The following is a 19,968-nucleotide window of genomic DNA, read 5'->3' as shown; positions in this document are numbered from 1 at the left end:
GGCATGCCTCTAAACTGCTTTTTTAAATGGTACAGGTGATTCTATTTCTGGCTGACTTAGCTGGGAAGTCCCTAGGTAGTTTGTATTTTTAGATGGGTATCATTTGCATATAGAGTAGTCAGTACGTGTTTTTAGTTGCTATAAAACAGTTTCTTCAACAAGCTAGACCCGTTTGGCTTGTTGTACCTAGTGTGGCTGCTATGGTGATTATTGCTAATGGGTTTGGGCTACTCAACTTACTGGAATGGTCGCTCCGTGATGAGTTTTTTCGTCGTAGGGGGTTAGCACCTGTTGATGAGCGGATAGTGGTAGTCACCATTGATGAGTCTGATATTCAGGCATTAGGTAATTGGCCAATTACGGATGAAACGCTGGCCCAGGCATTGACTGAGATTCGGGCACAAAAGCCTCGGGTGATTGGGGTAGATCTTTATCGGGATTTACCGGAAGAACCGGGCCACCAACAATTATTGGAGGTGTTTGAAACCACACCCCAACTGATTGGCGTTGAAACGGTGACTAATCCACAGGTAGCCCCTCCTCCGGTTTTGGCAGACACTGGCCAAGTTGCTGTTGCTGATCTTTTGTTAGACAACGATCAAAACATCCGGCGTATTTTAATCGTTGCTGAAGATCAGCGGACCTCTACGATTAAAACGGGTTTGGGTACTCAGGTTGCCCTGGATTATTTGGAGCAGGACGGCATTGTCCTCGAATCTGTAAACCCTGACCGGCAAAAGTATCGGTTGGGCCAGGCGCTGTTTCTGCCGATGGTGCGGCGGGCGGCGGGCTATGCTAATGATGCCCTGGGGGGCTATCAAATTTTAATGGGTTGGTATGGTCCGGAGCACCGTTATCCGCAAATTTCCATTAGGGATGTGCTGGCAGGTGAGATTCCTGACAATTTGATGCGCGATCGCATTGTCTATATTGGGTCTAGCGCCGTCAGTACCAAGGACTTTTTCGCCACGCCCTACAGTGGTGGTTTGAGGCCCACAGACCAACGTATGGCGGGTGTATTCGTCCATGCCAACATTACCAGCTATGTGTTGAGTACTGCTCTGGGACAGCAGCCTGTATTAAAGGGCTGGACCTGGGAGTATCAATGGGGATGGATTATCCTATGGACCTTGTTTGGGACCGTGGCTAATTGGTGTTTGGAAAATCATAACCATCAGGAAAACCGTCGGAAACGGTGGCTGTTAATGCCTAGTTTTGTTACCGGCACGGCTGCTGTGGTGCTGCTGGGGGGAGGCTATGTCAGCTTGTTGATGGGGTGGGTAGTCCCTGTGGTGCCACCTATGGTGGCCTTGGTGGGAAGTGCGATCGCAACCACCAGCTGCTTTAAAAAACATCGATTAAAGCTAACCAATCAGCAGTTAGAATTTTCTAACCAACAACTTTTAGACTATACCCTTACCCTGGAGACCAGGGTACAAGAGCGCACCCAAGAGTTGGCCCAAGCAAAACAGGCGGCCGATAGTGCTAATCAGGCCAAAAGTGAGTTTTTAGCTAACATGAGCCATGAGCTGCGCACCCCCCTGAATGGCATTTTAGGATATGCCCAAATTTTGCAAAACTCACGCACATTAAATGACGACGAACACAATAAAGTATCAGTTATTCATCAATGTGGTGATCATCTGCTCACACTGATCAATGATGTTTTGGACCTGGCTAAAATTGAAGCCCGTAAGCTGGAACTGTTTCCCCAAGATGTTGTGCTGGAACCCTTACTGTTGGGGGTGGCTGAGATGTGCCAGATGCGGGCTAATGCCAAAGGCCTGGCTTTAAATCTTGACTTTGATAATTCTCTACCTCAGATAGTGAAGCTTGACGAAAAACGCTTTCGTCAAGTCTTAATTAACCTAATTGGCAACGCGGTAAAATTCACCGATCAAGGTAGCATAACTTTTAGTGTGAAGCGGCTAGAACAGAATCCATCGAATGGACTCTCTCAGCCAAACCCCTGTTGTCGATTGCGCATATCGGTTAAAGATACGGGAATGGGCATTGCTGAACACCAATTGGAACGAATTTTCAACCCATTTGAACAGGTTGGTAATCGTCAGCGTAAGTCAGAGGGCACAGGTTTAGGCTTAGCCATTAGCCAACAAATTGTCAATTTAATCGGTAGTCAAATCCAAGTACGCAGCACCCTTGGAGAGGGCAGCCTATTTTGGATGGATTTGGAAATTCCTGTGCTGGAATATGGCCATAGCTCTCGTCCGATACCCTCAGACCAAATAATTGTTGGCATCAAAGAGAAAACTCCCAGTATTTTAGTCATCGACGACAGTGCAGAAGATTCTAAACTGCTATTAGATTTTCTCGGCTCCATAGGATTTCATGTCCATAGTACCAAGGATGGGCTGGCTGGTTTAGAGTGGGCCGCACAATATCAGTCAGATCTGATTATTACTGACTTAGTCATGCCCACACTCAATGGCATTGAGTTGCTTCAGCGGCTACGGCAGACAGAAGGGATTAAAGATACCCCCACCATTGTGATTAGTGCTAGTGCTTTTGAAACGGATCGTCAACAAAGTTTAGCCGCTGGAGCTAATGTCTTTTTGCCTAAACCCATTGATTTAAAAAACCTAGCCAAAGCTTTGGAAACACTCCTTCAGCTTGAGTGGCTATACGATCAAAACGATGTTAATCATGCTGAAATTGACCTAAATCCACCCATTAATTTAATGACGGATACACCTGTTTTAATAGCTGATACTATATTGGATGAGCTTTACCACTGGGCGATGATGGGGAATATTCAGGACATCGAAACTAAGCTCGAGACAATTGTAGTGGCCGATGCTCAATCACAACAGCTGGTCAATTCATTGCAGGCACTGGCTGCAAATTTTCAGATTGCCGAAATCAAGCAACTGTTACAGGCCCATGCTTCATTGCGAAAATCCCAAAAATCCCTATGACTAGTTCCTTTGATCAGCCAGTCCGAATATTGCTAGTGGATGACAATCCCACAAACTTAAAAGTACTGTCTGACACCCTTAAAGGCCATGGTTGGACGATGCTGGTTGCTACCGATGGAGTATCGGCTATTGAACAGGCTCAATATGCTCAACCCAGCCTGATTTTGTTGGATGTAATGATGCCAGGTATTGATGGTTTTGAGACCTGCCAAAGGCTAAAAGCCCATGGCAACACCCAGGCAATACCGATTATTTTTATGACCGCCCTCTCGGATGCTGAATATAAGGTGCGTGGTTTAGAGATGGGAGCTGTGGACTATATCACTAAACCCTTTCAACAAAAAGAAGTTATCGCCCGCGTCAAACTTCATTTACATTTGAAATTTCTAGCGCAAGAGTTAGCAGAAAAGAATGAATTGCTAACCCAGGAGATTGCTGAGAAAACTGCGGCGGAATCTCGGCTGCAACAATTAGCCCAAGAACTTGAACATAGAGTTGAGCAACGTACGGCTGAGTTATCACATTCTTTAGAACAATTGCAACAGACTCAGCTACAGCTAGTGCAAAGCGAAAAAATGTCGGCATTGGGAAATTTGGTGGCAGGCGTAGCCCATGAACTGAATAATCCCATTAGTTTTTTGCAAGGTAATTTAGAACCCCTCCGGGAGTATATTCAGGAGCTGTTAGGGTTGGTTAAATCATACCAAAAGACTTTCCCAGATCCCGGACAAGCCATTCAGAACCAAATTAATGCCATTGATTTGGATTTTTTAAGTCAAGATTTAGAAAAGATTTTGTCTTCTTGGTCCACGGCCATGGAGCGTATTTACAATATTAGCGATAGTCTTCGCACATTTTCACGGGCAGATAAAGAACACAAGGTGTTGTTTGATGTGCGTGATGGTCTTGACAGTACGTTGCTGATTTTAAAGCATCGGCTCAAGGCAAATGAAAATAGACCAGAAATCACAGTTCTGAAACATTATCAAGATATTCCAGAAATTGCCTGCTTTGCTGGCCAGCTCAATCAGGTTTTTATGAATCTGTTGGCCAATGCGATTGATACTCTCGATGACGTTAGTCAGTCATCGAGCTTTGAATCGCTCCAAGCTAGTTCAAATGTCATAACTGTTAGCACTGGTTTAGCGGCAGATGGGGCAAACATTGTGATTAAGATTGAGGATAACGGTGCCGGTATTGATGAGTCGGTTAGAGCACGTATTTTTGACTATTTATTTACCACTAAAGAGGTGGGACGGGGGACGGGGTTAGGGTTGACCATTGTGCAACAAATTATAGTTGACAAGCACCGTGGGTCTATTGAGGTGGCATCTACCCTAGGCAAAGGAACCTCTTTTACCATTACGCTGCCGATTCAAACTGTAACGGATTTGCCAATGGACACCAGACATTAAGTCTTTGCGGCTACATGACTTCCCGCCAACTCATTCCCCCATCTGCTCAGCCATCGTTCTTGCTGGAGACTTTTGGCATACAATCTCCTACTTGCCGCCGTTGGTCGACAATATTACACATTATGTGAAGAAATGTGTTGATACGGCTTTTCTGTTATCCTAGACCGCGTCATTACGTACTTATACCGCTGAAAAAGTTAGGTTTTTCTGAATTTAGGGGCATCCTGGGACAGCTTATCGTTTCCAACTTGGCCGTGTGGAATATTAGTCAAAATTATGGCATTGATAGATGAATCCTATGTATTTGCAAAGTTATTGGTTGGTCTAGGGCAATGTGGCTTTTTGCTGGTTTATCCAGCCATGGGCCTAATGTCTGTAAGCGCTCTCATGGCGCAGTCTTCGCCGCTCCCCCCCGATAATCGGCCAGAGATACCCTTGCCGGATGAACCCTTGCCACCATCCTTGCCCTCTCCCGATGAACTTCTCCTTTCCCCTGATGAGCCACTGTTACCAGAGGATGGAGTCGGTGAGGGAGACGCCGCATTTTATGTGGCGAATATTGAGGTGATAGGAAGTACCATTTTTGACGAAGAGGATTTAGCTGAATTACTGGATCAATATCGCAATCGCCAGATTAGTTTTAATGACCTTTTACAGCTGCGCTCGGCTATCACCCAGCTTTACGTAGACGCAGGCTATGTCACATCGGGGGCGCTGATCCCTCCCCAGACGGTGATTGATGATACTGTGACTATTCAAATCATAGAGGGTCGGCTGGAGGATATTGTTGTTAAAGGCAATCGACGTTTAGACTCGGCCTATATTCGCAGCCGCATCGGTTTAGGAGCCCAGCCCCCCCTCCATGTCGAAACGCTTTTAGCAGCATTACAGCGACTACAGTTAAATCCACTGATTGAAACGGTGTCGGCGGATTTGCAGGCGGGGGTAGAGCCGGGCACTAGCCTGCTGGTGGTGGATGTGGTTGAGGCTGATTCCTTTGCCGTCACCACTGGTCTAGCCAATGATCGCTCCCCCAATATTGGTGGCACCCAGGTCGCCCTCGGGGTGGATGAAGGTAACCTTTTGGGCATCGGTGACCGCATCACGGTGAACTATAAACATACCGAAGGTAGCGATGGGGTGGATTTTAGCTATACGCTACCGGTGAGTCCCAACAATGACACCCTCCGGATTAGCGCTGGCTACGCCGACAGCCGGGTGATTAATTCTGATTTTTCGGTGTTGGATATTTCTTCTGACAGTGTTTATTATGAGCTGGGCTATCACCGACCCCTGATTGAAACTACTACCCAGGCCGCTGCCCTGGGGCTTGTCCTGTCCCATCAGTCTAGCCAGACCCGCTTAGGACTCGATGACATTGGTCCGTTTCCCCTTTCCCCCGGAGCGGATGAGAATGGTCGGACCCGCATCAGTGCGTTGCGGTTTTCCCAGGAATGGACCCAGCGGAGTCGGAGCCATGTGTTTGCGTTGCGATCGCAGTTTAACCTCGGCTTAGACCTGCTGAATGCCACCGTCAATGACGATGGCCCCGATAGTCAATTCTTTTCCTGGCGTGGTCAGGGGCAGTGGGTAAAGCTTTTAGGCAAAGCCGATCAGCTATTTTTCCTGCGGGGAGATATACAGATCGCAGCGGATGATCTACTCTCCCAGGAGGAATTTAGCCTCGGCGGGGGGCAAAGCATTCGCGGCTATCGCCAGGATGCCCTGCGAAGAGATAGTGGAGCCATGCTCTCAGCGGAGTTGCGCTGGCCCATCGCCAGGGTGCCTGAACTGGATGGAGTATTACAGGTCACACCTTTTATTGATGTGGGCACCGTGTGGAATCACAATGGCGACAATCCTGGGCCAGACACCCTAGTGGGCACTGGTTTTGGTCTCCTGTGGCAGCAAAGCAACAACTTTTCAGCTCGGTTAGACTGGGGCATCCCCTTGGTGGATCTGGAGACGGATGATGGTGGTCTGCAGGACAGTGGGCTACATTTTTCAGTCCAATACACCCCGTTTTAATGCCCTTAAAATGTCATTAGTGGTGCAGAACGTCCTGGATGATCTGATGGGATTGTTCTCTAGTAAACCTGAGAATCCGATCTGCCAAGACTACTTCCAGCGTTATGATGCTATCGAGCAGGCGTTGGGTAACCATCAATTATGACGCAATTACAGGCCTTTATTGAAAAACTGCACCACACCTATGGGCCAATGGATGAGGGCCAGGTGGCCTCCTATATCCCTGAGTTATCGAAGGCTAACCCAGACTGGTTTGGCATTAGTGTTGTTACCATCGATGGCCAGGTATTTAACGTCGGTGATACAGCTCAGAAATTTACGATCCAATCAATTTCTAAAATCTTTTCCTATGGCTTAGCTCTAGAGGATCATGGCCGTGAGGTCTTATTAGAAAAAGTGGGCGTAGAACCCACTGGTGATCCATTTAACTCCATCATCCGTTTAGATGAAGGCTCCCACCGCCCCTATAACCCGATGATTAATGCGGGGGCCATTGCCACCACCAGCCTACTTAAAGGCGATGGCTCCACCGAGAGGCTCCACCGCCTATTAAAAATGTTTAAGCGCTATACCGGGCAGGATGTGTTTATCGATATGCCCACGTTTATGTCAGAACGAATCACGGGCCATCGCAATCGGGCCATGGCCCATCTCATGCTCAATTTTGGCATGATTGACAAAGATATTGATGCCGCCCTCGATTTATATTTTCAACAATGTTCCGTCATGGTCACCAACGGCGATCTAGCCACCATGGCCGCAACCCTCGCCAACCGCGGCAAAAATCCCATTACCCAGGTTCAGGCGGTGAATGAAGACTATGTGCGGGACATCCTGAGTATTATGTACACCTGTGGCATGTATAACCGAGCTGGGGAATGGGCCTATCGGGTGGGAATTCCGGCCAAAAGTGGCGTGTCTGGCGGTATTCTAGCGGTGATTCCAGGAAAAGCAGGCATTGCTACTTTTTCGCCACCAATTGATGCCAATGGCAACAGCGTGAGGGGGTTGCAGGTGTTTGAGGCCCTGTCCCAGGAATATAACCTGCACATGTTTGACCTATCCCTGGGACGATGCAATTTTTGTATTTGATCCGTCGTCAATACTTCTTGCTTCAATGGTCTGATGCTTCTGTAGATAGCGCCAACAGTCTTGGGCAATGGCCCAATCTTCCTGGGTATGGATGACCAACACTCGAATTTTAGAATCGGCGGTGGCAACATCCTGATCGATCGGATTGTTGGCATTTTGACTATGGTCCAGGGTTAAACCTAAAAAGTTCATTGCTTCACATGTAGTGGCCCTGATCGATACTGCATGTTCCCCAATCCCACCGGTAAAAACGATGGCATCTACGCCACCTAAAGCCATCAGCATACTGCCAATCATGGCTTTGAGGCGGTGAAGATAAATATCTTGGGCCAGTTGAGCCTGTTGATTTCCAACAGCAATAGCCTGTCTAATCTGACGTAGATCATGGGAGATCCCAGAAATACCCTTGAGACCAGATTCTTGATTGAGCAGGTGGTCTAACTGATCGACGCTGTATCCTTGCCGCATCAGATAAATCAAAATGCCGGGATCAACAGCTCCCGAACGGGTGCCCATCATCAATCCATCTAGGGGAGTAAACCCCATGGTGGTGTCAATACTGCGACCATGGTGTACGGCACACAGGGAACCCCCATTACCCAGATGGCAGATGATGAGGCGTAGATCATCACGACTCAAAATTTGAGCCGCTCGCTGACTGCAGTACTGATGACTAATGCCGTGGAACCCGTAGCGACGAATACCCTGCTGCACCCAGGCGTAGGGGCCAGGATAAACTGCTGCGACATCGGGCATAGAACTATGGAAAGCCGTATCGAATACCGCTACTTGGGGCACTTCTCCCAGCAGCTCTTCCATCAGTTCAATACCTTCAAGGTTGGCCGGATTGTGGTTTGGGGCTAACTGGCGCAACCGCTCAATGTCTGCTTTTACTCCAGGGGTAACAACGGTGCTAGCTTGATAAATCTGACCACCATGGACAACCCGGTGGCCAACGATGTCAATCTCATCTGGGTTATGGAGCACTTGGGTTGCCCCCTGCCATAGGGTACTCAGCGTCTTGGAGAGAATTTCTCGACGTGAGGTAAACTCTAATGTGCGATTCAAGGATACACCGGTCTGGGCCTCGACCGTTAGGGCAGCTTGGTCAGGATACCAATCAATCTGTGCTGCCCAAGCAGGCGTCGGTGCCTGCTTGGGCAAACCATTATCTAAGATATACAGACAGAGCTTGTGGCTGCTAGAGCCGGCATTAAGGACGAGAATTTTCATAGGGATACAAGTTCTGTTCCACTACCTCAGTGCGAAACTATAGTTTGGCGCACAAGTTCGGCACTCGCCTTTGGCGCACAGAATTCACACCAAAGGCGAGCGCTGAAGACCCTAGATCCTAGCCCTCAGTTTTGTAGGGCCATGTCCAGTCGACAATCGCATCATCATCTCGACCATGCTCATGGGCATAGGCAAGACATTCGATAATGTGATTTTTCATACGTTCTTTTACATGGCCTGCAGCAGCCCCCAGCTTAGGCACTCGATTAATCACATCAATCACCAAGTTGAAGCGATCTACCTCATTGTTAATTGCCAACTCCAGTGGCGTGTTGATATTACCCTTCTCCTTGTAACCCCGCACATGGATGCGGTCTTGGTTAGAGCGGCGGTAAACCAGTTTATGAATTAGCCAGGGATAACCGTGGAAGTTAAAGATCACTGGCTTGTCCGATGTAAACAGCGTATCAAAATCCCAATCTGATAGACCGTGGGGGTGCTCCCCTGCTGACACCAACTTAAACAAATCCACAACATTAATAAAACGCACCTTCAACTCAGGAAATTCTTCCCGCAAGATTGAGGTAGCCGCCAACGACTCCATGGTAGGAATATCTCCACAGGACGCCATCACCACATCTGGTTCATTAAGGGCTGTGCCAGAATCATTATTACTGGCATCGTTACTGGCCCAGGCCCAAATACCAATGCCCTTAGTACAATGGACAATAGCCTCAGCCATGGGCAGATACTGTAGATGATTTTGTTTATCTGCAATGATTACATTGATGTAATCCACACTGCGGAAGCAATGATCGGCCACGGACAGTAAACAGTTAGCATCCGGCGGAAAGTAAACCCTCACCACATCAGGGCTTTTATTGGTGACCAAATCCACATAGCCAGGATCTTGATGGCTAAAACCGTTGTGGTCCTGTCGCCACACTAGGGATGACAGCAAAATATTTAGGGAAGATACCGACTGTCGCCAGGGCACATGGTTACGAGAGATATCGAGCCATTTAGCATGTTGGTTGAACATGGAGTCCACAACATGGGCAAAGGCTTCATAGGTATGGAAAAGACCATGACGTCCGGTAAGCAAATAGGCCTCTAGCCAGCCCTGTAGGGTGTGCTCACTAAGCATCTCCATCACCCGACCATCGCGGGACAGTTCAGTGCCCCCCTCATCTTCAGGGTAGATGTCTGCCATCCACACCTTTTTAGTCACTTGGTAGACGTCTTGCAGGCGGTTAGAGGCCGTTTCATCTGGCCCCATTAAGCGAAAATTATTGGGGTTATTGCGCATGATGTCTCGCATCAACAGGCCTAGCGCCTTAGTATTTTCGAACTCTTCGGTGCCACGGTGCGTCATCTCAATGGCGTAGTCACGGAAATCAGGCATCTTCAGGGCCTTACGTAGTAACCCACCGTTAGCGTGGGGATTAGCCCCCATGCGACGGTTCCCCGTTGGAGCCAGTGCTTTAAGTTCTGGTATTAAGGCTCCCGTCTGATCAAACAGTTCCTCAGGCTTGTAGCTACGCATCCATACTTCTAGCTGGCGCAGGTGATCGGCATTGTCGTGCATGCCCCCTATGGGTACCTGGTGAGACCGCCAAAAGGCTTCGACCTTTTTCCCATCCACTTCAACTGGACCAGTCCAGCCCTTGGGCGTACGCAGCACGATCATGGGCCACCGGGGGCGCTCAATCTTACCCCCCGCTCGAGCTGCTTGCTGAATTTCTCGGATTTTCAGGATACACTCTTCCATTGTTGAGGCCATCCGCTGGTGCATCTCTTTAGGATCTCGGCCCTCAACAAAGTAGGGAATATAGCCATAACCTCGGAATAAACACTCCAGCTCCTCATGGGAAATACGAGCCAGAATGGTGGGATTGGCAATTTTATAACCATTCAGGTTCAAAACCGGTAGTACAGCTCCGTCACGGGCAGGGTTAATAAACTTATTGGAATGCCAAGCTGTAGCCAGGGGGCCAGTCTCTGCTTCACCATCGCCCACAACACAGGTGACAATTAGGTCCGGGTTATCTAACACAGCACCGTAGGCATGGGCAACACTGTAGCCTAATTCACCCCCTTCGTGGATTGATCCCGGCGTTTCAGGTGTCACATGACTACCAATAAAGCCAGGAAAAGAAAACTGCTTAAAAAAGAGCTGCATCCCTTCAGCATCTTCACTTTTGTCAGGATAGAATTCTGAGTAAGTTCCCTCTAAATAAACGGGTCCTAGTACGCCAGGGGCGCCATGACCGGGCCCAGCGACAAATATCATGTCTAGATCAAACTTTTTAATTAGTCGATTGCAGTGAATGTAGATAAAGCTAAGGGCGGGAGATGCTCCCCAGTGCCCTAGCAAACGGTGCTTAATGTGTTCTGCTTTGAGAGGTGTTTTGAGCAGGGGGTTGTCACGCAGATAAATCATGCCGACAGCAAGGTAATTACACGCTCGCCAGTAAGCATCTATGGCGAAAATTTCATCGTCTGTCAGGACAAAGGAGGGGGAAACCGTTGATTGAATCGGGGCCTGAACCATAATGACACTCCTTCTTAAAGTGAATCAACCAATAAGTGCTTCAGATCTGGTATTTGGATATTTCTAAAATTCTCTTTTACTTCTTTTAGAATTCCAAAGTTGAGTCTTTAAAATCCATGTTAATTAGCAGGAACTCAGACTTGATAGAGGTTTTGGGAATAGAGGAAACAACATAGCTCTATCCCTTCGATAACAGTGGATTTAGATTTTCAAGAAATGTTTGGACTCTATGATTGACCAAGTTCTTAAATGTAATTGATGCTTGTATCGCAACGAATCTAATAAAAGCCCAAAAAGAAGTGGTTTATGAACCAAAAACTAGCTAGTAATACACAAGGAATAAAGTCTCAAGAGCCTTTGAACTGAGGCTCTTTGGGGTATGACATTGGACAATCCTATGACGAATGAACACCATCGAACCTCTCCCTAGTAAAATCTGAGAAGATTGACTAACTCTTTCTTTATCTTAGTTCAACCTCTTAAAATTGATCTGGTTTTTAGCTTATGAATACGTTTAATACTATTCATTGGCTGAACTTAGATGTGATGGGAAATCAATGTTTATCAGGAGGAGAGGCGCTTTGAATTATCGAGTATAGCTATAAATATGGTTACCCATTAGGCTTTTCAATGATTTAATATCCCCAAAATTTATCCTAGGGTCTGTTCCTATCCACTTTTCGAAAGTGTGCAGCGATACACTTACATTAGTGATAAAAGCAGTCTCTTTTAATACCAAATGCTATGATGAGCGTTCATTTACAGAAAGTAATCGAGACTACAGCCACGAATCAACATTATGGGCCGGTCCCACACAATGTGACCGGCCCACACAGATCAAACCCACTCTCGTGCCACCGTAATCTTGCTTTGTACCCATAGTTCACCCATATAATCGCCTATAGCGATCAATAGGTCAGCCTGCTTCCAGAAAAGCATTCATCATAGGGCTTGATCATGGCTCGTTCCACAGGATCTAAAACAGCCAACGGAGAAGTAGTCGTCATGTTAATTTGAGTCGTCAAAAAACATTGAACCAACCAATTTTCTGACGCCAAATGTTGTGATTTAAACTCTGAGAAACATGCTTCTAGTTGATTAGCAATGTAAGGTCTTCTCAAAGAGAATGTTACTGACTTGCAAAAAGCTGAACCATCCCGTCAGTATAGGGAGAGACTAAGGCTTGCTCATGGGGTTCCAGAGCATCGATTATCTCCTTCGCCAACAGCTTAGTGCCTTTAACCGTCATCTCCCAGGGAATACCTATGCCTCCGTACATCAGGCGCGATAAAACCAGTAGCTCCCGCTCCATGGCTCCTAGATTACCTTGCAATACACACAGCCATAGATAAACCTGAAACATGCTAAAGTCTCTGACTGAAGAATGCTTCACAGCTGGATTATCCAACGACCCCCGACGGCTGTAATAGAGCTTAAACAGACGACTCCATTGATCATAAACCGCATGGGATATCTCTGTCACTTTGGGTAAAAGTCGCTCCACCACTCTCAAGGTTGGCGATGCTGGTTCATGGTTTGCAACGGTGGCAAAGAACTGCGACCAGGGAATGGCCGCATATTCTTCTAGAAAGTAGAAATAGGGTGCCAGCAATATTTTTTCTGCAATGCTCAGGGTTTCAAGCAACAGTCCATTACCTAGGTTAAGCTGGGTGGAAAGAAAACTCCGCGTTTGCCAGTCAGTATCAATGGCATGCTGGGTTTTGAATGCAGATAAAAATGGGTCCAGTGTCTGGGCTAACTTAGTAATCTCGGGAATGGCAAAAACTTTTGTCTGCTGATTACGTAGAGTTGGTTGACTGACCTGGGTAGTTACAACAATCGGTGTGTGGGCTTGATAAAAACTCAAGAGCACCGGATAAACCTCGATGGAAAACTTGGCTAAATCAGCCACATTCGTGAGGTCTAAGTCTGCGTGGTTGGTATACAACTCCTTTGTTCTAAGGGCAGCTCGTTTACAAGATTGCTGAGTTACATAGCCACTAAAGCTCCCACAGGTCTGGCGTCGTCCCTGGGCTGAAGCGAAGTCCTCTAGGGCATAGGAGCTGGGATTAGCCGTGTTGCCAGGGGAGCTGTTGTGGGAATAAATGACACTGTTAGATAGGTAACGAGCGGTCCAAACGTTAACCAGATGCTCAGAAATAGGGAGTTCGGATGTCTGGAAGCGGTTCACCATAGGAAATTGTGCAGCCTTAAAGTGCTTTAAAGGTACTCAGCATTGGAAACGGAGCAGAAGGTAAGCCAACGGATGGAGTCAAACCCTAGTTGAAACCTGCTGATGCTCTTACGGTAAAGCGACTGTTTTGGTTAGAAACAAGTCTTAATATAGTCCATTTTTCAAATTGGGTGGTCCGAGTTTACGCAAAATTCATTCTCTACCCCACTGCTAATCTAGTCGCCATAGGGGATAGTCTCCACCAGCCAAGACAGTGGATCGACCGGTTTTAGATGCGATCGCATCTAAAAGCTCTCCATTCGCATTGGCAATAAAGTAATCGCTATAGCCTGTAGGAATCTCAGGCATTTTGTCAGACTTAAACAACATAAATGCAGTATCAGGAGCCACCGCATAGCTTAGGGAAATAGTATTTCCCAACCCTGTTGGATCAATTTCAGCCATCACCAAAGGACGCTCGGCTCGACGAATCACCTCACCCATGGTGTTGACGTGATAGCTAATGTTCTTATTCCACCAAGTAAATGACGCGGCGCTGAGGGTTCCAGACACCAACCCCACCGCCAACAGGATCGCCAAAATTCCCTGGCCCCAAAAGCGATAAACACCCCGATCCGAAAGTACTAGCTGTCGCAGCCATCCGGCTAGGATGACCGTCACCATCAGCAATGACGGCATAAAGTAACGGGTGCTGATCGATAACTGCCCACCATTGATCAAGTCAGGTATAATCAGCCCTAACCCAGGCACCATCAGCAGCACAATACAAAAAGCCAGGGTGGTCGGGGGAGTCACCAATAACAACTGCCACAGGCCAACCAACAACAATGCCAAAACGCCAAGCGGCACGAGATAGGTATACAGGGTTTCCAGAGGCAATCCTAGATCAATCACCGCTGAGCTAAGATGCAGTCCCCAAAACTGAATCAGCTGCCCCAGGGGCTGACGAAATGACGTCCACTCAGTGGCTGAATTTAGATTGGCCTGGTTGTTCAGAATGACAAACATCCAAGGAGAAAAGAGCACCAGCGCCCCCCCCAACGCTATGGCCCACCGTTGCCAATGTTGACGAGAACCACTGATCAACACATAGAGTCCATGGGCGATCACCACCAAAACACTTAGGAGCGTAGTGTATAGCATCAGCGTCAGTCCCGCACTGTAGAGCCCCCACTGGCGCAGGGCCCTCTCCCGGGGAGAACGCACCACCACAGCATCGCTAGAATATCGGACAGAACTCCGCATTGCTCCTAGTAAACAGCCACTGCTCAACAGAATCAAACAGGTCCATAAGCTATACTCCCGAGCTTCTTGAGCATAGAGTAACTGGACCGGAGAAAGGGCCATTAAACAGGTGGCAATCACGCTGGCCCAGCGATCTTGCCATAGCTGCTGAGACATCCAATAGGTCAAGGGCAATAGCCCTAGGCCAAACACCACCGCCAAGGCTCGAAACGAGGTAACTGAAGGGGAAAAAACTCCTACCCACAGTCGCTCTAACAGGTAAAACAACGGTGGATGTTCAGGATGATCCACCAGGGCGGCCCAGGTATCGCTCCAACGCCTAGGCTGGGGAAACTGCTGAAATGCCTGTAGATCGGCCGCGGACACCACCACGGTCTCCTGAATTAATTGTTGTTCAAGGTTGGGGCCAGAATGTCCCAGCACCCGAATAGTGGTAAACACTTCGTCGTGCCAGTAAACTTTATGGGCAACATTGGTGCAGCGTAGGCCGATGCCCACTAGCAAACAGACAATCAACAAAATTTGTAATCGCTTTTTAACTGCTGCAATCGAACGAGAGCTAACCACGGCTTAGTTATGCAGTTGGCTGCAACCATTAATAATCAAGTTATTAAGCATACGCTACTTTTCCGGGGCATGCAGGTACAGGGATGCCATTTCTGGCTCTATAACAAACTCAACTGGTCCACATCTGACGATAACGTTTTTGGTTGACGATTTTTGGCCGATATTATCCTGCCATGGGCCACAAACCATGTACGCAAGTCGAGATGTTGCTTGGGCTCCAGACTGTCTAGATCTAGCGGGGCTGGGAATAACTTGGGAGATTTAACCGCTGCCCAGCCGACGTCACTACCATAGCGCTCAGCACCGAAAGGCGTCACGTCGTCCGGTAACCGTCCCAGGTAGGGCACAACATTATCGCTGGTCAACAACTGACTCCGTTGCTGCTCCAGCTGGCGTACCCGCTGCGATCGCATCTGCTGATAGTTCAAAATCGGAGCTGGATAGCCTGGGGTGGGCGGCGGTGTCCCTAGCTGTCCTGGAGACAGATGGGCCAGCTCCGGCACCCAGCGTTTAATAAATGCCCCCTCCGGATCACAGCGGTCCACCGCCACCTGCTGGGGGTTATAAATCCTAGTCCAGGTTTTATTCAAACAATGGGTCACCCCAGCCTGCATTGCCCACTGATAATGATCAATCGGACAGTCTCCGTCAATCAGGTGGCGCATAAAGTGTAACGCCCCATAGCGCCAATCCATACCCATCAGATTGCTCAGAAAGCTGGCATAGATGGCCCTGGTCCGAAAGTTAAGGGCTAGGTAACCGCCTGTGGCTTGAAGACAGCGGGCCGCCGCATCCACTATGGGAAAGCCGGTTTCCCCTTGCTGCCAAGCCTGGTACAACCCGTCGTCAAACTCCCAGCCGTCTTCGTCAAACAGGCAATAGAGCGATCGCAACTCCAGCTGAGGCAAATAGCGAAAGCGCTGAGTAAACCCATTCCCCCACCGCAGTCGGGAAATCAGCTGATAAAAACTCCGCTGCACCCGCTGATCACCCCGATCCTCCGCCCGTTGGATAGTCTGTACGCAATCGCGCACGGAAATAACACCAAATTTAATATGGGGACTCAGCCCGGTGGTCACTTCAGCACTGGGATAAGACAGCTGCCAATAATAGCGCTCGGCCTTTTCCACCAGAAATCGCTGCAGCAATTGACGCGCCGCCTGGGTACTCCCCGTAGGCAACGGTTTTCCATCGGCCCGATGCCCCAACTGAGCCAAGTCAGGCAGAGGATCACTCACCAAGTCGGTCGGCACCTCCACCCGAGGGGGTGCCGGTACCATCGGGGTCACCATCTCCTGGTACCACCACTGACGATACTGGGGATAGGCCATCAGCTCAGAACTGCTAGCGGCGGGCTCAAACCAACGAATTTTCATCTGCCGCTCAGCTAACACCTGAGTCAGCTTGGCATCGCGCACCCGACCATAAATGCGCTCACAGTCGGTATGGCAATAAATACCATCAGCCTGGGTAGCAACAATCAGCTGGGGCAACACCTCCACCGGATCCCCCTGGCGCAAAATTAATCGTCCCCCCAGACGCCGCAGGTCTTGGTCAAGATGGCGTAGACAGTCCACCATAAACGCCACCCGAGCCGCCCCCGTCTCAGGATGCAGCAGCAACGCCCGATCAAACACAAAAACTGGGATAACGGCTCCACGCTTGGCCGCCCGATATAGAGGCTCATGATCAGAGGTCCGCAAATCGCGGCGAAACCACACCAGCGTTAGGCCCACCATCACTCACCGGACCCTTCTCTTAAGTTCCATACAGACCACCGGAAAAAACACTGCCAGGAGCAACACCAGGAGCTCCAGCCATGGCAATCCCCACTTCAATCAATTCCTGTTCAATCATAGAAAGTTTCTGACTGGCTGGCCTAACAGCTGACCAAATTTAGTACAAAATCAGTACAAATCCATCAAATAAATAGTACATATGAACTAAATTTGTACTATCATAAATCCACAGTCTCTAGAACGTTTGTACCATGACTCATTCCCCTCTGGGTGTTCCCAGCCAACATGCTCGAACCCAACATGCTCCAACCCATCAGCCAGTTTCCCCTCAGCCACCCCCAGCCCATCCCCCCAGAAGGCCCAGGACACATCGTTCTCAGCCACCCCTAGCCTGGATCCTGAGCAGTATCGCCCTATCGGCCATAGCCCTCGTCCCCAAAGATCTATGGCCCCGCTTCTCCATGTCCCTATCCCCCCAACCCACCCAGCAAGAGTCCATCCAGCCAGGGCTCTTTAACCGAACCGCTGCCATCGCCCCCACCTGTCAATCGATGCTCAATGCCGACCAGCGTCTTTCCCGCGACCAGCTGACTCAATTTCTATCCATCCCCCAGGAGACTTCCCGGGCCGCCATCCACGAAGCCATCGCTCCGCCCTATTGCACCCTGTCCAAAGCCCATCAACCCAAACAAGACGAAGCCTATCCCCTGGCCTTCGACCCAGATACTTGGTTTGTTGTCAATTACGATGGGGAGAGTTACCAAGGCTATGACTTTGTTTTTCGAAAATAGCTCAGATGCCATTGAGCTTGAAGTCTCAGTTTTGCGGTTTGAGCATCCCCAGACTCAACCTTCAAAACCCAAACAAAACCCAAAATTGAGACTTCACTCCAGATCTAATTTCCCCAGACCCAGGGTTCAATGTCTGATGCCTTGATGACCTGCCCCCTTAACCTCAAACTGCAATCTCCTGAAGTAGCCCATCACAGGCATCCATCAGTAAACCAATCACATAGTCAAACCCATCGGTGCCCCCATAGTAAGGATCGGGCACCTCGCGGTCGGGATAATCATGGCTAAAATCGCACATGCGTTTCACCTTGGCTGCGTACTGTTCCGATGGGGCTAGGGCCAAAATATTGCGATAGTTGCTATCATCCATCGCCAAAATCAAATCGAACTGCTCAAAGTCATCGACGGTAAACTGCCGCGCCCGACCAACCAGCTTAATGCCCCGCTTTTTAGCCGCCGCTGCCATGCGACTGTCGGGGGGGCTACCGATGTGATAGCTGGATGTCCCTGCGGAGTCACAACTCACCTGTGTTTGCAGACCTCGCTGTTCTAGCAAATAGTTCATGATGTTCTCCGCTGATGGAGAACGGCAGATATTTCCTAGGCACACAAACAACAGTCGGGTTGTCATCGCAGAAACTCACTCAGCAGAAAAACGGAACACAGAAATACAGCAACCTAGAGCACAAAAAGCAGCCATGTCAAAGGCGATCAGCGGCTAATCCGCTAATCGCCTTCAGGTCAACCTCAGTTCGAGCGAGTTACAACCCTGGCAGCTGTAGGCCACCGGTCAACTCCTCCATCCGCTCACGCATGGTCTCCGTCGACTTCAGATAAGCATCGCGCATGGCGGCTGACACCAGGTCAGAAAGCACCTCGGGACCTTCATTCATCGCCTCAGGGGAAATGGAAACCCGCTTGGGTTCCTGGTTTCCACTTAGAACGACCTTAACCAAGCCACCACCTGACTGGCCTTCAATTTCCATCAGTTCAAGCTCTTCCTGGAGTTTCTTCGCTCCCTCTTGAACCTGCTGAGCCTTTTTAAACGCTTCGCTCAGCTCTTTCATTTTTCCAAGACCGAAGCCAAAACCTTGCCCTTTGTTCATAACTGGCGGCCTGATTTTACTAAATTAACTGTCAAACTATACGTCGCCTTGACAGGAATTGCAATCATTGGTCAGAGGTACTGATGCTGGGCACTCGATTTGGAGTATGGCGGCCATGGCCCAGGATCGACTCCCCCAAGGCCTTTGCTTAAACCATTTGAAAGTCTCCTAAAATTTGCACTTCGGGTCTCAGCTGTAGGGACCACTTGTCTTCCACAATGCCTTGGATATGACGAATTAGGTTGAAAATATCGCTAGCGGTGGCCCCACCGCAGTTCAGAATAAAGTTGGCATGGCGCTCCGCCACTTGGGCTTGGCCCACTTTATATCCCTTCAGGCCAGATTGTTCGATCAGCCAGCCAGCACTTTTCGGTTGGGGGTTGCGAAACACACTGCCGCAGCTGGGTAGATGATAGGGCTGGGTGGTGCGACGCTGTTCTAAATCTGCAGCGGTCTCGGCCCGCACCTCCGCTGGATCATGACCGGGTTCTAACTGGAAAGTGGCTTGGGTGACGATCCGTGAATCTGCTTGCAGGATCGAGGTGCGGTACTTAAACTGCAGCTGGTCGGGGGTGAGGGTTTCTAAAGACCCATCGGGATTGAGAACTTGGGTGCTGACTAAAATGGTCTGGGTATCACTGCCGTGGGCACCGGCATTCATCACGACGGCCCCTCCCACGGTCCCCGGAATTCCCACGCTCCAAACGAGACCGGCCCAACCGCGCTTGGCCACTTTCCAGGCCAAGGTGGCCATGGGCATGCCTGCAGCAACGGTCACTCCCCCCGTTTCGTCAAACTCTATGTGCCGTAAATAGCGGGTACAGATTACTAGCCCCGGTAACCCGCGATCGCTAATCAGTAAATTAGACCCCGCCCCCAACCGGGTGATGGGTAACCCTTCAGCCCCGGCCCATTGGACACAGGCCTGAAGCTCATCGATGCTTTTGGGGGCAGCAAACCACTCGGCGGGGCCACCCACCTTAAATGTGGTCAGATTGGCCAGGGAAAACTGAGCCTTAGCGACACAGCCTGTACTGGTGAGTTGTATTTCCATTGAGGACATTTGAA

Annotated in this window: 13 protein-coding genes; 5 read left to right on the top strand and 8 right to left on the bottom strand. The window is 49.1% G+C overall.

Annotated elements, in window-relative coordinates:
• Positions 1-200: 200 nt before the first annotated feature.
• The 4 genes from VB741_RS16740 to glsA all read left to right on the top strand — a co-directional run bounded on the left by VB741_RS16740 (position 201) and on the right by glsA (position 7,471).
• Complete coding sequence (locus VB741_RS16740; protein ID WP_323366330.1) at positions 201-2,936, top strand: CHASE2 domain-containing protein; 2,736 nt, start codon at positions 201-203, stop codon at positions 2,934-2,936.
• Positions 2,933-4,351 (top strand): sensor histidine kinase, encoded by a 1,419-nt coding sequence (locus VB741_RS16735; protein WP_323366329.1) that lies wholly within the window; start codon positions 2,933-2,935, stop codon positions 4,349-4,351. Before VB741_RS16740 ends, VB741_RS16735 begins: the two co-directional genes overlap by 4 nt.
• 276 nt (positions 4,352-4,627) lie before the next feature.
• A complete protein-coding gene (locus VB741_RS16730) occupies positions 4,628-6,379 on the top strand; it encodes a ShlB/FhaC/HecB family hemolysin secretion/activation protein (protein WP_323366328.1) in 1,752 nt (583 codons plus the stop codon).
• Positions 6,380-6,520: 141 nt separating this feature from the next.
• A complete protein-coding gene (glsA, locus tag VB741_RS16725; RefSeq protein ID WP_323366327.1) occupies positions 6,521-7,471 on the top strand; it encodes a glutaminase A in 951 nt (316 codons plus the stop codon).
• Here glsA and VB741_RS16720 read toward each other — a convergent pair.
• The 5 genes from VB741_RS16720 to VB741_RS16700 form a co-directional block, all read right to left on the bottom strand.
• A complete protein-coding gene (locus tag VB741_RS16720) occupies positions 7,439-8,704 on the bottom strand; it encodes an acetate kinase (RefSeq protein WP_323366326.1) in 1,266 nt (421 codons plus the stop codon). The two genes, glsA and VB741_RS16720, sit on opposite strands and share 33 nt — an antisense overlap.
• 118 nt (positions 8,705-8,822) lie before the next feature.
• The gene (locus VB741_RS16715) at positions 8,823-11,258 is read right to left on the bottom strand and encodes a phosphoketolase family protein (RefSeq protein ID WP_323366325.1); all 2,436 of its coding nucleotides are present in this window, start codon (positions 11,256-11,258) and stop codon (positions 8,823-8,825) included.
• A 1,129-nt stretch (positions 11,259-12,387) separates the two neighbouring features.
• Positions 12,388-13,452, bottom strand: coding sequence for a hypothetical protein (locus VB741_RS16710; RefSeq protein ID WP_323366324.1), 1,065 nt, complete (start codon positions 13,450-13,452; stop codon positions 12,388-12,390).
• 210 nt (positions 13,453-13,662) lie between these two features.
• Entirely contained in the window at positions 13,663-15,264 is a 1,602-nt protein-coding gene (locus VB741_RS16705) for a glycosyltransferase family 39 protein (RefSeq protein WP_323366323.1), read from the bottom strand.
• A gap of 98 nt (positions 15,265-15,362) precedes the next feature.
• Positions 15,363-17,003, bottom strand: a complete 1,641-nt coding sequence (locus VB741_RS16700; RefSeq protein WP_323366322.1) for an FAD-binding domain-containing protein — start codon at positions 17,001-17,003, stop codon at positions 15,363-15,365.
• 251 nt (positions 17,004-17,254) lie between these two features.
• On the opposite strand from VB741_RS16700, the gene VB741_RS16695 reads away from it, so the two are divergent.
• Positions 17,255-17,794, top strand: a complete 540-nt coding sequence (locus VB741_RS16695; RefSeq protein WP_323366321.1) for a hypothetical protein — start codon at positions 17,255-17,257, stop codon at positions 17,792-17,794.
• Between the two features lie 163 nt (positions 17,795-17,957).
• Here VB741_RS16695 and VB741_RS16690 read toward each other — a convergent pair whose 3' ends face one another.
• The 3 genes from VB741_RS16690 to murB all read right to left on the bottom strand — a co-directional run bounded on the left by VB741_RS16690 (position 17,958) and on the right by murB (position 19,954).
• Positions 17,958-18,425: a low molecular weight protein-tyrosine-phosphatase gene (locus VB741_RS16690; RefSeq protein ID WP_323366320.1), complete on the bottom strand. Its 468-nt coding sequence runs from the start codon at positions 18,423-18,425 to the stop codon at positions 17,958-17,960.
• 130 nt (positions 18,426-18,555) lie between these two features.
• A complete protein-coding gene (locus VB741_RS16685) occupies positions 18,556-18,900 on the bottom strand; it encodes a YbaB/EbfC family nucleoid-associated protein (RefSeq protein WP_323366319.1) in 345 nt (114 codons plus the stop codon).
• Between the two features lie 148 nt (positions 18,901-19,048).
• Positions 19,049-19,954 carry a UDP-N-acetylmuramate dehydrogenase gene (gene murB, locus VB741_RS16680; RefSeq protein ID WP_323366318.1) on the bottom strand — a complete coding sequence of 302 codons (906 nt, stop codon included), beginning with the start codon at positions 19,952-19,954 and terminating at the stop codon, positions 19,049-19,051.
• Positions 19,955-19,968: the final 14 nt, after the last annotated feature.

Origin of the sequence: Leptothoe sp. PORK10 BA2 (genome assembly GCF_034932105.1) — a bacterium.
Classification (GTDB): domain Bacteria; phylum Cyanobacteriota; class Cyanobacteriia; order Phormidesmidales; family Phormidesmidaceae; genus Leptothoe.
Note: the sequence above shows the minus strand (reverse complement) of the source record. Positions and strands in the feature narration are given on the sequence as shown.

Bases quoted from the DNA above. Each gene is read 5' to 3' on its own strand.
- murB (WP_323366318.1), bottom strand. From the start codon at position 19,954: ATGGAAATACAACTCACCAGTACAGGCTGTGTCGCTAAGGCTCAGTTT.
- glsA (WP_323366327.1), top strand. From the start codon at position 6,521: ATGACGCAATTACAGGCCTTTATTGAAAAACTGCACCACACCTATGGG.
- VB741_RS16735 (WP_323366329.1), top strand. From the start codon at position 2,933: ATGACTAGTTCCTTTGATCAGCCAGTCCGAATATTGCTAGTGGATGAC.
- VB741_RS16740 (WP_323366330.1), top strand. From the start codon at position 201: ATGGTGATTATTGCTAATGGGTTTGGGCTACTCAACTTACTGGAATGG.
- VB741_RS16685 (WP_323366319.1), bottom strand. From the start codon at position 18,900: ATGAACAAAGGGCAAGGTTTTGGCTTCGGTCTTGGAAAAATGAAAGAG.
- VB741_RS16695 (WP_323366321.1), top strand. From the start codon at position 17,255: ATGACTCATTCCCCTCTGGGTGTTCCCAGCCAACATGCTCGAACCCAA.
- VB741_RS16700 (WP_323366322.1), bottom strand. From the start codon at position 17,003: ATGGTGGGCCTAACGCTGGTGTGGTTTCGCCGCGATTTGCGGACCTCT.
- VB741_RS16715 (WP_323366325.1), bottom strand. From the start codon at position 11,258: ATGGTTCAGGCCCCGATTCAATCAACGGTTTCCCCCTCCTTTGTCCTG.
- VB741_RS16690 (WP_323366320.1), bottom strand. From the start codon at position 18,425: ATGACAACCCGACTGTTGTTTGTGTGCCTAGGAAATATCTGCCGTTCT.
- VB741_RS16710 (WP_323366324.1), bottom strand. From the start codon at position 13,452: ATGGTGAACCGCTTCCAGACATCCGAACTCCCTATTTCTGAGCATCTG.
- VB741_RS16730 (WP_323366328.1), top strand. From the start codon at position 4,628: ATGGCATTGATAGATGAATCCTATGTATTTGCAAAGTTATTGGTTGGT.
- VB741_RS16720 (WP_323366326.1), bottom strand. From the start codon at position 8,704: ATGAAAATTCTCGTCCTTAATGCCGGCTCTAGCAGCCACAAGCTCTGT.